This window comes from Natrinema versiforme JCM 10478, assembly GCF_000337195.1.
Classification (GTDB): domain Archaea; phylum Halobacteriota; class Halobacteria; order Halobacteriales; family Natrialbaceae; genus Natrinema; species Natrinema versiforme.
Genome location: NZ_AOID01000064.1, coordinates 64,743 through 81,552 on the forward strand (window position 1 = coordinate 64,743; position 16,810 = coordinate 81,552).

At 66.5% G+C, this 16,810-nt stretch carries 15 protein-coding genes; 13 read left to right on the plus strand and 2 right to left on the minus strand.

All coding sequences use genetic code 11. From position 1 onward, the window contains the following. The first annotated feature begins 157 nt into the window (after window positions 1–157). The 6 genes from C489_RS19995 to C489_RS20020 all read left to right on the plus strand — a co-directional run bounded on the left by C489_RS19995 (window position 158) and on the right by C489_RS20020 (window position 6,316). Window positions 158–829, plus strand: coding sequence for an isochorismatase family protein (locus C489_RS19995; RefSeq protein WP_006433208.1), 672 nt, complete (start codon window positions 158–160; stop codon window positions 827–829). After that, entirely contained in the window at window positions 826–2,220 is a 1,395-nt protein-coding gene (locus tag C489_RS20000; protein ID WP_006433209.1) for a dihydroorotase, read from the plus strand. The genes C489_RS19995 and C489_RS20000 overlap by 4 nt, the downstream gene beginning before the upstream one ends. Before the next feature lie 85 nt (window positions 2,221–2,305). Then, entirely contained in the window at window positions 2,306–3,514 is a 1,209-nt protein-coding gene (locus tag C489_RS20005) for a CaiB/BaiF CoA transferase family protein (RefSeq protein WP_006433210.1), read from the plus strand. Next, window positions 3,511–4,458 (plus strand): hydroxymethylglutaryl-CoA lyase, encoded by a 948-nt coding sequence (locus C489_RS20010; RefSeq protein WP_006433211.1) that lies wholly within the window; start codon window positions 3,511–3,513, stop codon window positions 4,456–4,458. The genes C489_RS20005 and C489_RS20010 overlap by 4 nt, the downstream gene beginning before the upstream one ends. Window positions 4,459–4,496: 38 nt before the next feature. After that, entirely contained in the window at window positions 4,497–5,816 is a 1,320-nt protein-coding gene (locus C489_RS20015) for a 3-isopropylmalate dehydratase large subunit (RefSeq protein WP_006433212.1), read from the plus strand. Beyond that, window positions 5,813–6,316 (plus strand): LeuD/DmdB family oxidoreductase small subunit, encoded by a 504-nt coding sequence (locus C489_RS20020; protein WP_006433213.1) that lies wholly within the window; start codon window positions 5,813–5,815, stop codon window positions 6,314–6,316. The genes C489_RS20015 and C489_RS20020 overlap by 4 nt, the downstream gene beginning before the upstream one ends. Window positions 6,317–6,319: 3 nt before the next feature. On the opposite strand, the gene C489_RS20025 is transcribed toward C489_RS20020, so the two are convergent. Together C489_RS20025 and C489_RS20030 are read right to left on the minus strand one after the other, a co-directional pair. Next, window positions 6,320–7,210, minus strand: a complete 891-nt coding sequence (locus C489_RS20025; RefSeq protein WP_006433214.1) for an isocitrate lyase/PEP mutase family protein — start codon at window positions 7,208–7,210, stop codon at window positions 6,320–6,322. Window positions 7,211–7,265: 55 nt separating this feature from the next. Next, on the minus strand, window positions 7,266–8,636 hold the full coding sequence (locus C489_RS20030; protein ID WP_006433215.1) for an MmgE/PrpD family protein: 1,371 nt from the start codon (window positions 8,634–8,636) through the stop codon (window positions 7,266–7,268). A 206-nt stretch (window positions 8,637–8,842) separates the two neighbouring features. Between C489_RS20030 and C489_RS20035 the strand changes: the two genes are divergently transcribed. The 7 genes from C489_RS20035 to C489_RS20065 all read left to right on the plus strand — a co-directional run bounded on the left by C489_RS20035 (window position 8,843) and on the right by C489_RS20065 (window position 16,683). Continuing rightward, on the plus strand, window positions 8,843–9,217 hold the full coding sequence (locus C489_RS20035) for a nuclear transport factor 2 family protein (protein WP_006433216.1): 375 nt from the start codon (window positions 8,843–8,845) through the stop codon (window positions 9,215–9,217). Next, window positions 9,214–10,194 (plus strand): LLM class flavin-dependent oxidoreductase, encoded by a 981-nt coding sequence (locus tag C489_RS20040; RefSeq protein WP_006433217.1) that lies wholly within the window; start codon window positions 9,214–9,216, stop codon window positions 10,192–10,194. Before C489_RS20035 ends, C489_RS20040 begins: the two co-directional genes overlap by 4 nt. A 119-nt stretch (window positions 10,195–10,313) precedes the next feature. Next, window positions 10,314–11,939 (plus strand): ATP-binding cassette domain-containing protein, encoded by a 1,626-nt coding sequence (locus C489_RS20045; RefSeq protein WP_049891161.1) that lies wholly within the window; start codon window positions 10,314–10,316, stop codon window positions 11,937–11,939. Window positions 11,940–12,035: 96 nt separating this feature from the next. Beyond that, window positions 12,036–13,268, plus strand: a complete 1,233-nt coding sequence (locus tag C489_RS20050; protein ID WP_006433219.1) for an ABC transporter substrate-binding protein — start codon at window positions 12,036–12,038, stop codon at window positions 13,266–13,268. A gap of 19 nt (window positions 13,269–13,287) precedes the next feature. Further along, the gene (locus tag C489_RS20055) at window positions 13,288–14,235 is read left to right on the plus strand and encodes a branched-chain amino acid ABC transporter permease (RefSeq protein WP_083902875.1); all 948 of its coding nucleotides are present in this window, start codon (window positions 13,288–13,290) and stop codon (window positions 14,233–14,235) included. After that, window positions 14,228–15,343, plus strand: coding sequence for a branched-chain amino acid ABC transporter permease (locus tag C489_RS20060; RefSeq protein ID WP_006433221.1), 1,116 nt, complete (start codon window positions 14,228–14,230; stop codon window positions 15,341–15,343). Before C489_RS20055 ends, C489_RS20060 begins: the two co-directional genes overlap by 8 nt. Then, window positions 15,340–16,683 carry an MmgE/PrpD family protein gene (locus tag C489_RS20065; protein WP_006433222.1) on the plus strand — a complete coding sequence of 448 codons (1,344 nt, stop codon included), beginning with the start codon at window positions 15,340–15,342 and terminating at the stop codon, window positions 16,681–16,683. The genes C489_RS20060 and C489_RS20065 overlap by 4 nt, the downstream gene beginning before the upstream one ends. The last annotated feature ends 127 nt before the right edge of the window (window positions 16,684–16,810 follow it).

The window sequence follows — 16,810 nt, forward strand, 5'->3', positions numbered from 1 at the left end:
TGCCGCGCGCCCACACCTCCTCGGTGGTCGTTCCCTCGATGGGTCGATTCCTCTGTGCGCCCGTCCGCGCGGCGCTCTCTCGCCGTCCCGCCGGAACATATCGGGTTTCGGAGGCGAGTACGCAGCTTTATAGTCATCCGATCACACGTGTCAAGACATGACGGATCGTGTCTGGGAAGACCTGCTATCCGAGCAGGACAAACGTGTTATCGAGAAGGCAGGCTATGACAAGGACGGCGCGTCCTCGTGGGAGTCACGCGGCGCGGGCGAGAACCCGATGGTCCTCGTTATCGACGTCCAAGAACTGATCGTCGGCGACGACGTGCCGATCCTCGAGGCGGTCGAGGAACACCGGACCGCGATGGGAGAGATCGCGTGGGACGCGGTCGATCGGATCGCGGACTTCCTCGAGTTCGCCCGGGGGAACGACATCCCCGTCGGGTACACGCGGGTGGTCCCGAGTTCGTACGACGACCCCGACCACGAAGACCTGGCGATCGTCGATCCCGTCGCGCCCGAGCAGGGCGAGACGGTCATCGACAAGAGCTACGCCAGCGCGTTCTACGGGACCGACCTGCTCGCCCGGCTGAATCGCAACGACGTGGACACGCTGGTCGTCGTCGGCAACTCCACCAGCGGCTGCGTGCGGGCGACGACGGTCGACGCCCAGCAACACGGCTTCGACGTCGTCCTGCCACAGGAGTGCATCTTCGATCGGATCGAAGCCTCGCACAAGATCGGACTGCTGGACATGTGGATGAAGTACGCGGAAGTCCTCGAGACGGCGGAGGTCGAAGACTACCTCGAGAGCATGGGTGAGTCGGCGTGACGGGTCACGACCTCGTGATCGAAAACGGCACCCTCGTCACCGAAGACGGCCTGCTCGAGGCCGACGTCGCCGCGACCGACGGACGGATTTCGGCGATCGGCGAACGCGGGTCGCTCGAGAGCGACGAGACGATCGACGCCGGCGGAAACCACGTCCTGCCGGGCGCGATCGACCCGCACACCCACCACGGGATCTACAACTCGCTGGCCGAGGACGCGAACACCGAGAGCCGGTCGGACCTCGTCGGCGGCGTGACGACGACGGGGAACTTCTTCCGTCGACCGGGTGCCTACGAGGAGATCATGGACGACTACGTCGAGGCGGCCGAGTCGAACTACCGCCACGACTACTTCTTCTCGCTCGGCCTGCTGTCGTTCGACCACGTCGAGGAGATCCCGACGATCATCGAGGAGTACGGGATCACGACGTTCAAGTGGTACATGAACTACAAGTACGCCGCCGCGGAGAAGTTCGGCGTCGACTGCGAGATGCGCGACGACTTCGGGAACGCGTTCATCGAGACGCTGGCCGAACAGGACGTCGAGACGACGCTCGGCTACCACTCCGAGAACGTCGAGATCACGAACGCGCTGGCGGGGGGTAACCCCTACGTCGAGACCGAAGCGGACGGGGACGCCGAGGAAGAGAGCTACGAGGTCTTCGTCGAGGAGTTCCCCGACTACGCCGAGGCCCAGAGCATGGTCGCGGGCGCGAGCCTCGCCAGACAGCACGACTACGACGACAGCTTCTACGCCGTCCACGTCAGCGCCGGCCGGACGGCCGACGAACTCGCGACGCTACAGGACGCGGGCTACGAGGTCACCGGCGAGACCTGCACCCACTACCTGACGCTGACCGCCGAGGAGTGCGACGATCGCATGAAGGTCAACCCGCCCGTGCGCCACGAGACCGACAAAGAGACGCTCTGGGAGCGCGTCGCCGACGGTACCATCTCCTGTATCGGCACCGACCACTGCGCGAACACGACCGACGAGAAGATCGGCGACACCATCCGCGAGAGCAAACTCGGCTTCCCCTCGACGGCGACCATGCTCCCGCTGATCCTCTCGGAAGGGGTCAACGAGGGGCGGATCGACCTCGAGCGCGCGGTCGAGGTCACGAGCACGAACACCGCGAAGGCGTGGAACCTCTACCCGAAGAAGGGGACGATCCGCGTCGGCAGCGACGCCGACCTGGTCGTCGTCGACTTAGAGGAGACGAAGACGGTGACGCCCGAGTTGCTCCGGAGCGTCGCCGACTACTCGATCTACGAGGGCCGGGACGTGACCGGCTGGCCGACCCACACTGTCGCGGGCGGCGAACTCGCCTACGCGGACGGCGAGGTGCTGGCCGAGCCCGGCACGGGAACCCACGTCGACCGACCGGTCTGAACGATCGGCCCCGCCACGAACAGCGTTATACGCGACCCAACCCGACGATGACACACGCGACTGAACGACGACACACACGACTTCGATGACAGACGACACTCCGGGTCCGCTTGACGGACTCACGGTAGTAGAGGCCGGATCGATGATCTCCGGGCCGACCGTCGGTCGGCTCCTCGCCGACTTCGGCGCGACGGTGATCAAGGTCGAACACCCCGAACACGGCGATCACATCCGTAACTTCGGGACCCAGAAGGACGGCATCGGCATGTGGCACAAGTATCTGAGCCGGAACAAGCAGTCCGTGACGCTCGACGTCTCCTCCGAGCGGGGACAGACCGTCTTCGTCGACCTCGTCTCGGAAGCCGACGTGCTCATCGAGAACTTCCGACCCGGCACGCTCGAGCGCTGGAACCTCGGCTGGGACGCCCTCTCCGAGGAGAACCCGGGGCTCGTTATGCTGCGGATGTCGGGCTACGGCCAGACGGGGCCGTACTCCGAAAAGCCGGGCTTCGGGACCCTCGCGGAGGCGATGAGCGGCTTCGCCTACGTCAACGGCTTCGAGGACCGGCCGCCGCTGCTGCCGCCGACGGGTCTGGCGGACAACATCGCCGCGCTGTACGCCACGTTCTCGGTGATGTTCGCGCTGTACCACCGCGACGTCAACGGCGGCACCGGGCAGTACATCGACGTGAGCCTCATCGAGCCGATCTTCAACCTGATCGGCCCCTTCCCGTTGACCTACGATCAGACCGGCGAGATCGCCCGCCGCTCGGGCAACCGGTCGACCTCCTCGGCGCCGCGGAACGTCTACCGAACCGGCGACGACCGCTGGGTCGCCCTCTCGGCGAGCGCACAGCCTATCGCCATGCGGGTGTTCGACGCGATCGGCCGGCCGGACCTGAAGGACGATCCCCGGTTCGCCGACAACGAGCGCCGCCTCGAGAACGTCGAGGAACTCGACGCGATCATCCAAGACTGGATGGCCGACCACACCCGCGAGGAGGTCCTCGATGCGTTCGAGGAACACGACGCGACGATCGCGCCGGTGTACAACGTCGCGGACATCATGGAGGACGAACACTACCGGGCCCGCGACGCGGTCGTGCGGGTCGACGACGACGACCTCGGCGAGGCGGCGGTCCAGAACACGATCCCCAAGTTCAGCGAGACGCCGGGCCGCGTCGATCACCTCGGCTCGGATCTCGGCGAGCACAACGAGGACGTATTCGGGGAGTATCTGGGCTACGACGACGACGTGCTGGCGGAACTCGAGTCGGAGGGCGTGATCCGATGACGCTGCCCGAGTCCGCGACGATCGTCGAGATGCTCCCGCGGGACGGCTTCCAGCGCTACCCGGAGTTCGTCCCGACCGACGAGAAAGTCGAAATCATCGACGCGCTCTCGGAGACGGGCATCGACGAGATCGAGTTCACCTCGTTTACCCACCCCGAGGCCGTCCCCGGACTGCGCGACGCCGACGAGGTCGCCGAGCGGATCGATCGGCGCGACGACGTGACCTACCGGGCGCTCGTGCCGAACGACATCGGGATGGAGCGGGCCATCGAGGCCGATGTCGACAAGGTGAACGCGCTGGTCGTCATCAGCGACACCTACCGCGAGAAGAACCAGGGGATGAGCTTGGAAGAGAACTTAGAGCAGGTCAGGAACATCGTGGAGATGGCCGAGGGAACCGGGATCGAAGTCGAGGCGGGGCTCGGCACGAGCTTCTTCTGTCCCTACGAGGGCCGGATCCCGCTGGCGCGGACGCGCTACGTCGTCGACCGCGTCCTCGAGGCCGGCGTCGACGAAGTGACTCTCGCGACGACGATGGGGATGGCCGATCCGAGCGGGATCATGGAGACGCTCACGTCCGTCTACGAGCACCATCCGAACGCGGACGTCGGGGTCCACCTGCACGACACCAACGGCATGAGCCTTGCGAACACGCTCGCGGCCATGCAGTGTGGCGTCTCGCGGTTCGACACCTCGGTCTGTGGCCTCGGCGGGGGGACGATCCTCCCCGGCGGACTGGGAGACGTCGGCAACACGCCGACGGAAGACCTCGTCAACATGCTCCACGACATGGGGATCGAAACCGGCGTCGACTTCGTCCGACTGCTCGCCGTCGCCGAAGACGTCGCCGAACGGCTCGAGTTGGGGACGCCGAGCCACGCGTTAATGGGCGGGACCCGCGAGCAGGTACTCGAGGTCGCCGGCGGCGAATCGACGACCGACTAATCGACACGAAACCGACATTCGACACAGCCACCACAGCTATGACAGGAAAAACGATAACGGAGAAGATCCTCTCGGAGAAATCGGGCGCGGACGCGACCGCCGGAGACTACGTCGAGGCGACGGTCGACGCGATGGTCACGCACGACGTGACCGGACCGTTGACCATCGACGTCTTCGAGGACGTGACCGGCGATGACGCGGCGCTCGCCGCGCCAGAGAACGTCGTCTTCACGCTCGACCACCACGCCCCCGCAGACGGGGTACAGGCCGCGAACAACCACAACATCGTCAGGGAGTTCGCGGCCGAGTACGGGGCGAACCAGTACGAGATCAGCGACGGCATCTGCCACCAAGTGATGATCGAGGAGGGGTTCGTCGAACCGGGCGATCTCGTCATCGGGGCCGACTCCCACTCGACGACCTACGGCGGACTGGGCGCGCTCGGGACGGGCGTCGGGTCGACCGACCTCGGGACCGCCTTCGCCACGGGCGAACTGTGGTTCCGGGTTCCCGAAACGATCCGCTTCGAGGTCGAAGGCGACCTCCCCGACGGCGTCTACGCGAAGGACCTCATCCTCCGCTTCATCGGGGACGTCGGGTTCGACGGCGCGACGTACAAGACGGCCGAATACGGCGGGAGCGCGATCCGCGATCTGCCGATCCACCAGCGGCTCGTCCTCTCGAACATGGCGATCGAGATGGGCGGCAAAGCCGGCATCGTCGAACCCGACGAGCGAACGGCGACGTACCTCGAGGAGCAGGCCGGCCTCGAGGTCGGGGTCGATCCCGACCTCGCCGCCGACGACGACGCGAGCTACGAGGCCGTCTACACCTACGAGGGGGCGGACCTCGCGCCGCAGGTCTCGAAGCCGTCGAACCCGGAAAACGCGGTCGACGTCGGCGAGACCACCGGGACGGACATCGATCAGGTCTTCGTCGGCACCTGCACCAACGGCCGCTACGAGGACATCCGCGTCGTCGCGGACGTCCTCACTGGCGAGCGGGTCGCCCCGAACACCCGCCTGATCGTCGTCCCGGCCTCCCGGGCGGTGTATCAGCGGTGCCTCGAGACCGGCGTCCTCGAGGCGCTGGTCGACGCGGGCGCGACCTTCCAGAGCGCCGGCTGCGGTCCGTGTTTCGGCACCCATCAGGGCGCGCTCGGCGACGGCGACGTCGCGCTGGCGACGGCCAACCGAAACTTCCCCGGCCGCGAGGGGTCGATGGAGAGTCGGGTCTACCTCGGCAGTCCGGCGACCGCGGCCGCGACGGCGCTGTACGGCGAGATCACCGATCCGCGGGAGATCGACACGACGCGGTACGACGATCACGCCGTCTCCGACGTGGGGGTGGTCCGATGAGCGTCGACGGAACCGGACGCGCGTGGGTATTCGGCGATGACATCGACACCGATCAGATCACTCCCTCGCGGTTTCTGGTCTCGAGCGATCCGGACGAACTCGGCGAGCACGCGTTCAACGACCTCCGGCCCGAGTTCGCCGACGGCGTCGAACCCGGCGACTTCGTCGTCGCGGGGGAGAACTTCGGGAGCGGCTCCTCGCGGGAGCACGCGCCGCTCTCGCTCGTCGGTGCCGGCGTCGCCGGCGTCGTCGCCCAGTCGTTCGCGCGGATCTTCTTCCGGAACGCGATCAACCTCGGCCTGCCGGTGTTGATCTGTCCGGGCGTCGGCGAGATCGACGACGGGACCGAAATCTCGATCGATGTCGACGAGGGGTTCGTCTACGATCACGACGAGGAGATCCGGTACGACGCCGAACCGCTGCCGCCGTTCCTGCAGGACCTCGTCGATCAGGGCGGGCTCAAACCGTACACGAGACGTAAACTCGAGTCGGCCGACTGATCGCTACTCCCGGTCGGCTGATTCCGCGTCGGCGTAGCGTCGTTCGCGCTCGCGCCACGTCTCGAGGTCGGTCACGTCGTCGCGGTCCTCCCACGTGCCGAGCCGGTCGACGAGCCCGCGCTCATTCCCGGTTTCGACGAGTTCGGAGTAGACCTCCTCGAGCAGCCGTAGCTTCGCTTTCTGTGCCGTCGTCGCGAAGAGCAGTACGTCGTACCCCATCTCCGCGACCCGCTCGGCGGGGAGCATCGGGCTCTCCCCGCCGTAGGGGAGGTTGACGACCAGCGGCACGTCGGCGAGTCGCTCACCGATCTCGGCCAGTTGCGCCTCCGTCTCCGGGGCGTCGACGAAGATTCCGTCGGCGCCGGCCTCGACGTACGTCCGGGCGCGGTCGATCGCTTCCTCGAGTCCCCCGACGGCGACCGCGTCGGTGCGAGCGACGACGACGAACGAGTCGTCCTCGCGGGCGTCGAGCGCGGCTTCGAGCTTACCGACCATCTCTTCGGCCTCGACGAGCCGCTTCCCGTCGAAGTGACCGCATTTCTTCGGCGCGCGCTGGTCCTCGATGTGGACGCCGGCCGCGCCGGCCCGTTCGAACTCGTGGACGGTTCGGTAGACGTTCAGCGCGTTCCCGTAGCCGGCGTCCGCGTCGCAAAACACCGGTCGGTCGACGGCACCGGTGATCTCGCGAACGCGGTCGACGGTCTCCGACATCGTCGTCAGGCCGACGTCCGGCCCGCCGTGGACGGCCGTCGCGACGGCGTTGCCGCTGACGTAGAGGGCGTCGGCGTCGGCCCGTTCGGCGATCGTCGCCTCGAGCGCGTCCGCGACGCCCGGCGCGAGGAGGAGGTCGTCGCGATCGAACAGGTCTCGGAGCGTCGCGTCTGAATCGGTCATAGGTGTCCTGAGAATCGGTCAGGCTAATGGGTTTTCGTTCCGTTCGGCGGCCGGCTCAGGGTCGCAACCGGGCACCGATCTCCCGCGTGTCGACCGCTCGCGGATCGCGAACGACGGCGAACGCGTCCTCGGCGGTCCCATCCGGAAGGCCGTAGTCGAGCAGCGTCCGCAATCGCTCGTCGAACGCCGCCGGCGCGATCGGATCGCGGTGGTCCCCCGCGGGATACGCCCGTTCGCCGACCGCAGTCCGGCCGTCGGCGTACTCCAGCGTGACCCGAGCGCCCCAGCTTTCGGGGAAGGCGTCGTCAAACTCGTCGGCCGCTCGGACGGTCACGCGATCGGCGAGGGCCCGGACCGCGTCGTCCGCGATGCGGTCCGGGTGGAAGTGCTCGAGACGGAGTCCGCCGCTGGTCACGTATCGCGCGAGGACGTATGGAATCGAGAACTTCGCGCCGGTGAGCGTCTCCGGCTCGGCGTGGGCCATGTCGGCCGCGTTCGCGTAGGTCTCGACGACGATCCGGTCGATCGCGTCCGCATCGATCTCCCCGTCGATCTCGCGGAGGGCATCGACGGGCGCGTGGGTGTACCGACACGACGGATACGGCTTGAAGTAGTTCTCCGCGATCGCCCAGCGGTCGCCGAGATCGGCGAACAGGGCGTCGAACCCGTCCGGGAGCACGTCCTCGAACGGATCGTAGACCGCCCGCATCGCGTCGGGGGAACCGGGCACGCCGGCCCGCGCGAGTTGGGCCATCGTCACGCCGACCCCCGCCGACGCGCCGGCGGTCAGGTTCCGCGACGGCGGGCCCGCCTCGTAGGGGTCGTCCATCGAGACCACGGCGCGGTTGGCCGCCAACCGGAACGCCTCACGGGCCACGCCGGGATCGGGGTCGGTACAGAGCACGCCGGCCAGCGCGGGCCCGACCGTGGTCCAGGTCGCGTGGGGGTTCCGCACGAGCCACGGCACCGACTCGTTGAGCCGGTCTTTCATCGCGAAGATCGCTTCCTCGAGCCGAGCGCAGACCTCGTAGGCCCTGACACAGCTCTCGACCAGCCGCTCGCCGTCGGCGTCCGCTCGTTCGGCCATCGCGAGCGCTCCGACGACGATGCCCGAGCCGACGTGACCGCCAGTGTTGTGGCCCTCCTCGATCTCCTGTGCGATGGCCGCCGTCCCGTTCAGCGTGGCGGCCTGTACCGGCGACGTGGTGCGACTCGAGCCGACGACCGTCGACGCCCCCTCCGGGAGATCGACGGACTCCCACGCCTCCTCGTACGGATCGACCGCGCTCCCGGCGACCGTCGCGGCCAGCACGTCGGCGACGGTCATCGCCCCGCGTTCCGAGATAGGCTCGGGGATCGGTCGCTCGAGGAAGTCGAAGATCGACGCCTCCCACGGGCTCGCCGGATCGGGTGCGCTCGTCGTCATGAGTCGTCCCTCGTCGGCGCGGCAGCGGACGATCGGCTGATACGAATCGGACTGCGCTCGCGCTGCTCGCGGCGCTGCGAGCGAGTGGTACTCGAGACCATACCACTCGTTTCGGCGACGCGCACCTAAAGCTATCTTCCGAGCGGGGTGGTCTGCGGCCGGTCCGAGGGGAACGTTAAGTCCACGCCGCCGAATGAACGACGCGTATGACCGATACGCCGAGAGCGCTGGTCGAGGAGTTCTTCGAGCGGATGGCCGACGACGAACGCCGGCACACCGTCGGCGATTGCTTCGCCGAGAACGCGGTGATCACCCTCCCCGGAGCGCGGTTCGAGGGTCCCGATACGGCCGACGAGATGCTCGAGTGGCTCGCATCCCGATACGAGCGAGCGGCGAAGGAGTACGCCGATTGGATCGAAGCGGGCGCGGTCGTCGTCAGTCAGGGTACCCTCTTCGGCGTCGACGCCGACGGCGAGCGGTTCGATGACGTCCGGTACGTCGACGTCTACCGGATCGAGGACGGCGAGATCGCGCGGCTGGACATCTACAACGACCTCGCGGCCGAGGGGATCGTCGAATGACCGAGCGAACGGGGATCCTCTTCTCGACGCAGGACGACCTCGAGCTCGTGCGGACCGCCGAGGAACTGGGCTTCGAGAGCGTCTGGGCCGCCGAGGGGCAGGGCAAGACCGCGTTCGGGAAACTCGAGCGGTGGGCGACGGCCACGGACGAGATCGGGCTGGCGACCGGCATCGTCAACCCGTTCTCGCGGACCCCGGCCGCGACGGCGCAGGCGATCGCGACCCTCGACGCCCACTCGGACGGTCGCGCGATCCTCGGCCTCGGAGTCGCCCATCCGGGCGTCGTCGAGGGCTTCCACGGCGTCGACTTCGACCGGCCGCTCGCGCGACTGGCCGAGTACGTCGAACTGGTCCGGCGCTACCTCGCGGGCGACCCCGGCGCGTTCGACGGCGACTTTTTCGCGCCCGACCGGACCGCCTTCTGGGACGCCTTCGATCCGGCCCGGAGCGAGATCCCGATCTACAACGCGGCGCTCGGCCCGGGTAACGTCCGCCTGACCGGCGAACTGGCCGACGGCTGGCTGCCCAACCTCTACCCCGAAGCCCGGTTCGAAACGGCGCTTGAGTGGCTCGAGACGGGAGCCGACCGCGCGGGTCGCGCCGTCGACGATATCGACGTCGCGATGTACGTCCTCGTGTCGGTCGCCGACGATCCTGACCAGGCGCGTGCGGCCGCCGCCGAACACGTCGCGACGTACTTCCGCGACATCCCGGGCTATTACGACCGCGTAGCCGCGGAAGCGGGATTCGAGCCGATGATCGACTCGATCCGGGCGGCGCCCACGACGGAGGCGGCGGCCGCGGCCGTCGAGGACGAGTTCCTCGACCACGTCGCCGTCGTCGGCGACGAAGCGGCCGTCAGGGAGCGACTGGCCGCGCTCAGGGACGCGGGCGTCGACCTGCCGATCGTCCGAGCGCCGATCGGCGGCGACCGCGCCGCGGACGAGCGGCTCCTGCGCGCGACGCGGCCGCTGTGAGTCCGCGACCGTCGCGTGAACGGGGCTGTTCGACCGGCCGTGGGTTATGGGACAATCATCCGGGAACGCTCCGGTGAACTGTGGGAAACCCTTAAGCGGATACTCTCTGATATACGCCCGTGAGCGAACCGATACTCGAGACTGTGGACTTACGGAAACAGTTCGGCAGCCTGATCGCGAACGACGAGATCTCCCTGCAGGTCGAGGCGGGCGAGATACACGGGATCATCGGCCCGAACGGGAGCGGCAAGTCGACGTTTTTCAACACGGTGACCGGGTTCTACGACGCCGACGGGGGGTCGGTCTACTTCGACGGGACCGACATCACCGACGCGTCGCCGGACGAGATCGCGCGACGCGGCCTCGGCCGGACGTTCCAGATAGCCTCTCCGTTCCGGGACCTTTCCGTCAGGGAGAACCTGTTGAGCGTCTACACCGCCGGTCTCCGATCCGGGCTCCGGATCACCGAGGGGAAACGCGAGCGCGCCCAAGAGATCATCGAGCGCCTCGAGATCGAACACATCGCCGACCACGAGGCCAGCGACATCAGCGGCGGCCAACAGCAACTCCTCGAACTCGGACGGATCCTGATGCTCGACCCCCAGTGTATCATGCTCGACGAGCCCACCGCGGGGGTGAACCCGGCGCTGCAGAACCGGATCCTCGATCACCTGCGCGAACTCAACGAGGAGGGGCAGACCTTCGTGATCATCGAACACGACATGAGCGTTATCTCCGGACTCACGGACCGTGTCACCGTCTTCGATCAGGGGAAGGTCGTGATGGACGGCGACTTCGAGACGGTGACCAGCGACGAGCGCGTCCGAGAGGCGTATCTCGGCGCGGAGACCGATCCCGACGCCGGACTCGGTGACGCACTCGGAGCCGGTTCCGACTCGAGTGCAGCCGCGGACCCGTCCGCGAGCGAGGCTGACGGCGGCGCGGCGACGACTTCGGGGGGCGGCTCGAGCGCGGCGGCGACGGGTGCGAGCGCAACGACGCAGGTCGTCGAGACCGAAGCCGATCTGATCGGCGAGCAGCGCCGACTCGTCGCGGACGACATCGTCACTGGCTACGGCAATCACACCGTAATCGACGACGTTTCCGTCGAGAGCCACGACGGCGTCACCTGCATCTTCGGCCCCAACGGCAGCGGGAAGTCGACGCTACTCAAGGCGCTCGTCGGCGCGGTCCCCGTCTGGTCGGGTTCGATCTCGCTCGGCGAGACGGACATCACCGAGACGAACGCCGCCGAGAACCTCCAACACGGCATGGTGATGCTCCCGCAGGACGGCGGCATCTTCGGCTCCCTGACGGTCAGGGAGAACCTCCTGCTCGGCGGATTCCGCGTTGACCGCGACGTTCGTCGCGAACGGCTCGACACCGTCCTCGAGGCGTTTCCCGATCTCGAGGACAAACTCGACGCGAAGGGCAGTTCCCTTTCGGGCGGCCAACAGATGATGCTGAGTTTCGGGCGGGCCATGATGACCGGCTCGGAGCTGTTCCTCCTCGACGAGCCGTCGGCGGGACTCTCGCCGGCGCTCGTCGACGATGTCTTCGAGATGACTCAGACGCTCGTCGAGCAGGGCGCGCAGGTAATCCTCGTCGAACAGAACGTACGTGAGGCGCTTCGAATCGCCGATTACGTCTACATTCTTGCACAGGGTCGCCTGCAGTTCGACGGGCCGGCGGCCGAACTGCTCGACGAAGACGAACTCGTCGAACTCTATCTCGGTCTCGAGTGACGGGCCGGTTCTCACTCGCTATTTCTAATCGCATCGCTGCCTTCGTATGTCCTCGTTTGGCAAACTTATATGTGGGTTGGTTTCAGATAGCAATGTATGCGGAAGACTACCAGCCAATCGGATAGACGGTCATTTATCAAGTACGTCGGTGCCGCGGGAACGCTCGGTCTCGCGGGATGCGTCGGACAGGATCCCTCGGAGGACGGCGGAGACGGGAGCAGCGTTGTCATCGGATCGAACCACCCGCTGAGCGGGAGTCTCGGCGGAACGGGGACGCGGATGGACAACGCGGTCCAACTGGCCGCCATGATGAAGAACGAAAACGGCGGCATCGAGTCGCTCGACGGCGCGGAACTCGAGGTTATCAGCGAGGACAATCAGGGGAATCAGGAACTTGGGGGCGAAGTGACCGACAGTCTCATCGACGACGGGGCCGACGTCATTACCGGCTGTTTCTCCTCCCCAGTCACTAACGCGGCGACGCGTGCGGCCGAGCGCGCCGGCGTTCCGTTCGTCATCTCCGTCTCCGTCGACGACGCGATCCTCCAAGACAACGACCTGCAGTACGCCTACCGACCACAGCCGCCCGCGTCGCAGATGGCGGTCGACCACGCCGAGTTGATGCCACAGGTCATCCGCAACGCCGGACAGGAGGTCCAGACGGCGGGGCTGTACTACATCAATATTGACTTCGGCCAATCGGTCCGGGACAGCCTCCGGGAGGAACTGCCGAACCAAGACATCGAAATCGTCGAGGAGGTCAGTATCGACTTCGGCGAGACGGCCGACACAGCAGCCACGCAACTGGCCGACGCGGACCCGGACGTCGTGATCGCAACGACCTACGAGGCGGAGACGGTCGAACTCGTCAGGGCGATGGACAACCAGAACTACGCGCCCCCATTTATCGCCGGCTGTGCGAACGAGGCGCTCAACGACGTGGGCGCGCTCGAGGAGATGGGCGAGACCGTCGAGGGTGCGCTGCCGACGAACTTCGCACTCAACCCCACTCTCGATCGCGCGAGCGAGGTTCGAGAGCGGTACGAAAGCGAGTTCGACGAATCGTTCGACGCCAACGTCGCGATGACCTACGCGGCGACGGAGGTTATCATCGCGGGCATTGAGGAAGCGGGCTCGAGCGATCCCGAGGATATCAACGACGCGCTCTCCGAGATCGAGGTCAGCGACCACATCGCGGCGATGCCGCCGATCTCGTTCGACGAGAACGGCGAGAACGAAAACGCCCTCGCACCGCTGTTCCAAGTCCAGGACCTCGACGACCGCGTCGTCTTCCCCGAAGAATACGCTGAGACCGAGATCGATCTGTAACCTCTCGATGATCGCAACGATGGGTTTCAGTTTCGGTTCGGTGGCCGCGTTGCCTTCGATCGGCGGACTCGCGACCGAATCGGCGATGGTGGCGTTCATCCAACCGTCGACCGCGCTCCAGTTGATAGCCTTCGCCATCCTCCTCGGTGGCATCTACGGGCTCGTCGCGCTCGGTCTGACGATGATCTTCGGCGTGATGGACGTGATCAACTTCGCGCACGGGGCAATGATGGTCGTCGGCATGTACACGGTCTGGTGGACCGCGACGGCCTTCGGTCTGCACCCGATCCTGTCGATTCCGCTCGCCGTGCTCGGCCTGTTCGCGCTCGGTGTCCTCGTACACCTGACGACGATCTCGTCGATCATGGACGCCCCACAGGAGAACCAGCTGATCGTGACCTTCGGGATCATGCTGATCCTGATCAGCGCCATCGAGATCACGTTCTCGACCGATCCCCAGAGCCTCGGCCTCGGCCTCGGTTCGGTCGCCATCGCTGGCGTCTTCCTCCCGCTGGGCCAGCTGTACGCCCTGCTCATCGCGATCTCGGCCGTGGTCGTCGTCTGGCTCTTCCTTCAGCGGACGCAGCTGGGACGAGCGATTCGCGGCACGGCCGACGACCGGACGGCCGCACAGTACGTCGGGATCAACGTGCCTCGGATCGACTATCTGACCTTCGGTATCGGTGCGGCGCTCGCCGGACTCGCGGGAGCGGTGATCCCGCTGTTCCAACAGATCAATCCGTACCTCGGGGATTCGTACCTGATCAACGCGTTCGTCATCGTGGTTCTCGGCGGGCTCGGCTCGTTCCCCGGCGCGTTGCTGGGCGGGCTGATCGTCGGATTCGTCCACGTGTTCGGTCAGTACTACCTCCCCGGATCGGGGTACCAGATCTCGATCTTCCTGATATTCATCCTCGTGTTATTACTCAAGCCCGAGGGCCTGCTCGGCGGTGGTGTCAGTGAGTAACGCCGACGTCTCGAGTCGCCTCGATCAGGCCCGCCGACAGTACCGGACGTTTCAATCAAAGTGGTACGCGACGCCGGCGATACTCGCGGGTATCTTCGGACTGTTGCTCGTTTTGCCGCTGGTCCTCGACCTGTACTTCTTCGGGTTCAGTCTCGGGTCGTGGATCAGCGTTCACGTGCTGGTCATCACACTCGTCTGGGCGACCGCGGCGCAGGGATGGAACGTGATGTCGGGGTACACCGGCCAGTTCTCGTTCGGGCACGCCGCGTTCTTCGGGCTCGGAGCCTACGGGACGATTCTGCTCCTGAACACGGTCGGATTGAACCCGTGGCTCGGCATGCTGATCGGCGCGACCGTCGCCAGTCTGTACGGGCTACTCATCGGCGTGCTCTGTTTCCGGTACGACCTCCGCGGGCACTACTTCGCGCTCGCGACGCTCGCGTTCGCCGAACTCCTTCGGCACACGTTCAACACGTTCTCGCAACTCGGGGGCGCGAGCGGCTACTTCAAGCCGCTGCCCCGATCGTACGGCGCGGAGTTCGGGTTCGCCGCGTTCCAGTTCCGGGAGACGCTTCCGTACTACTACATCATCCTCGGCTTCCTCGTCGTCGTCACGGCCGTCTCGCTCGCGATCAAGCAATCGCGGCTCGGCCTCTATCTGTTCGCAATCCGCGAAGACGAGAGTGCCGCCGCAGCCGTAGGTATCCCGACGTACCGGTACAAACTCGTCGGCATCGGCGTGAGCGCGTTCTTCACGGCGTGGGCCGGCGCGTTCTGGGCGATGTATTTCGATACGATCCGCCCGGACACCGTCTACGAACTGCTCGTCAACGTTGAGATCCTGTTGCCGGCGATCGTCGGCGGCGTCGGGACTGTTATCGGCCCCATCGTCGGCGCGTTCGTCGTGATTCCGCTCAGCGAGGTCGCCCGGCAGTCCGTCGACATCACCGGATTTGACCGGGTCATCTACGGACTGTTGCTGGTCGGTATCGTCCTCTACAGTCCGCAGGGAGCGATCTCATGGCCACGACGGGCCGTCGAACTGATCGGCGCGTACGGACCGTCCAAGCGAAACGCCTCGGCGACGGCCGACGACGACGACGAATGACCGCCGACGAATCGCTCGCGTCGTTCGTCGCCACCCTCTCTCCGGACGACGTTCCCACGACGGTTCGCGACCACGTCGGTCTCGTCGTCGCCGACACGGTCGGCACGATTGTCGGCGGGTCGATGACGGACCCCGTCGCGTCGCTCCGGCGCCGATACGCCGACCGATCAGACGGTCCCGCGACCGTTCTCGGGACGACGGCGACGCTTCCCGTCCACCAGACCGCGACGCTCAACGGGATCGCCGGAACCGTCCTCGAGCTCGATGAAGGGCACAAACTGGCCGCCGGACACCCGGCGATCCACGTCTTTCCCGCGGTGCTCGCCGTCGCCGAGGCGGATGACGGTACCGCCGAGGCAGCCTCGACGGCGTTCGTCGCCGGCTACGAGACGGCCGTCCGCGTCGCACGAGCGTGCCGGCCGCTCACGGAGGGATACCACCCTCACGGCGTCTGGGGCGTCGTCGGCGCGGCGGCCGCGGTCGCCAATTACGAGGGCCTAGACGCCGACGAGACGGCGAACGCACTCCGTATCGCCGCGAACCACGCCCAACACACCCGATTCGAAGCGGCGATCGAGGGAGCGACCGTCAGAGACACGTACGCCGGGATGAATGCGCCCGACGCGATCGCTGCGGTCGATCAAGCCCGGAGCGGTTTCTCCGGTCTCGAGAACGGTCTCGCTCGCCACCTCGAACGGACGAGCGACGGCCCGATCGAGTTCCCCGAAGACCTCTTCCTGGGCGAGCGGTGGACGGTGACCGAGGGCTACTTCAAAATCCATGCGGCCTGCCGGTACACCCATCCCGTGCTCGACGCCGTCGACGAACTGGCGGCGACGGAGCCGATCGATCCCGAGACGCTCGAGCGCATCACGGTCGAAACGTATCCCGCTGCGGCGATACTCACCGATCCGTGCCCCGAGAACCGCCTCGCTGCGAAGTTCTCGATCCCGTTCGCCGTCGCGACGCGACTCCGTCGCGGGCACGCCGGCAAGGCGGCGTTCGAGCCCGCGGCGCTCGACGAACCGACCGAGAGACTGGCACGGTTCGTCGAGGTCGAATCGACGCCGAAATTCGCGTCGGCACTGCCGGACTCGCGGGGGGCACGTGTGACGATTGCGCTCGCCGACGGGCGCGAACGGACCGCAACGGTCGATCACGCACGCGGCGGCGTGGAGCGTCGGTTTTCCGAGGACCGACTCCGAGAGAAATTCCACTCGCTCGCCGACCCGACGCTCGGGCGGGACGCCGCGACGGACGCTTGGGTGACGCTTCGGGACTGCTGGTCGGGGGACGTCGACCGACTCTGTCGGACCGTCGTTCCCGCCTCCGACGCGTAGTTCTATTCGCTTTCCGCTCTCGGAAACAGATCCGCGCGGCTAGAATAGTTTGAAGACAGAGGGGTACGTCGATACAGATTTTAGTAGACATTTCTAAGGTAGTCAGGTTTCCACCCTTCTGGCGTCG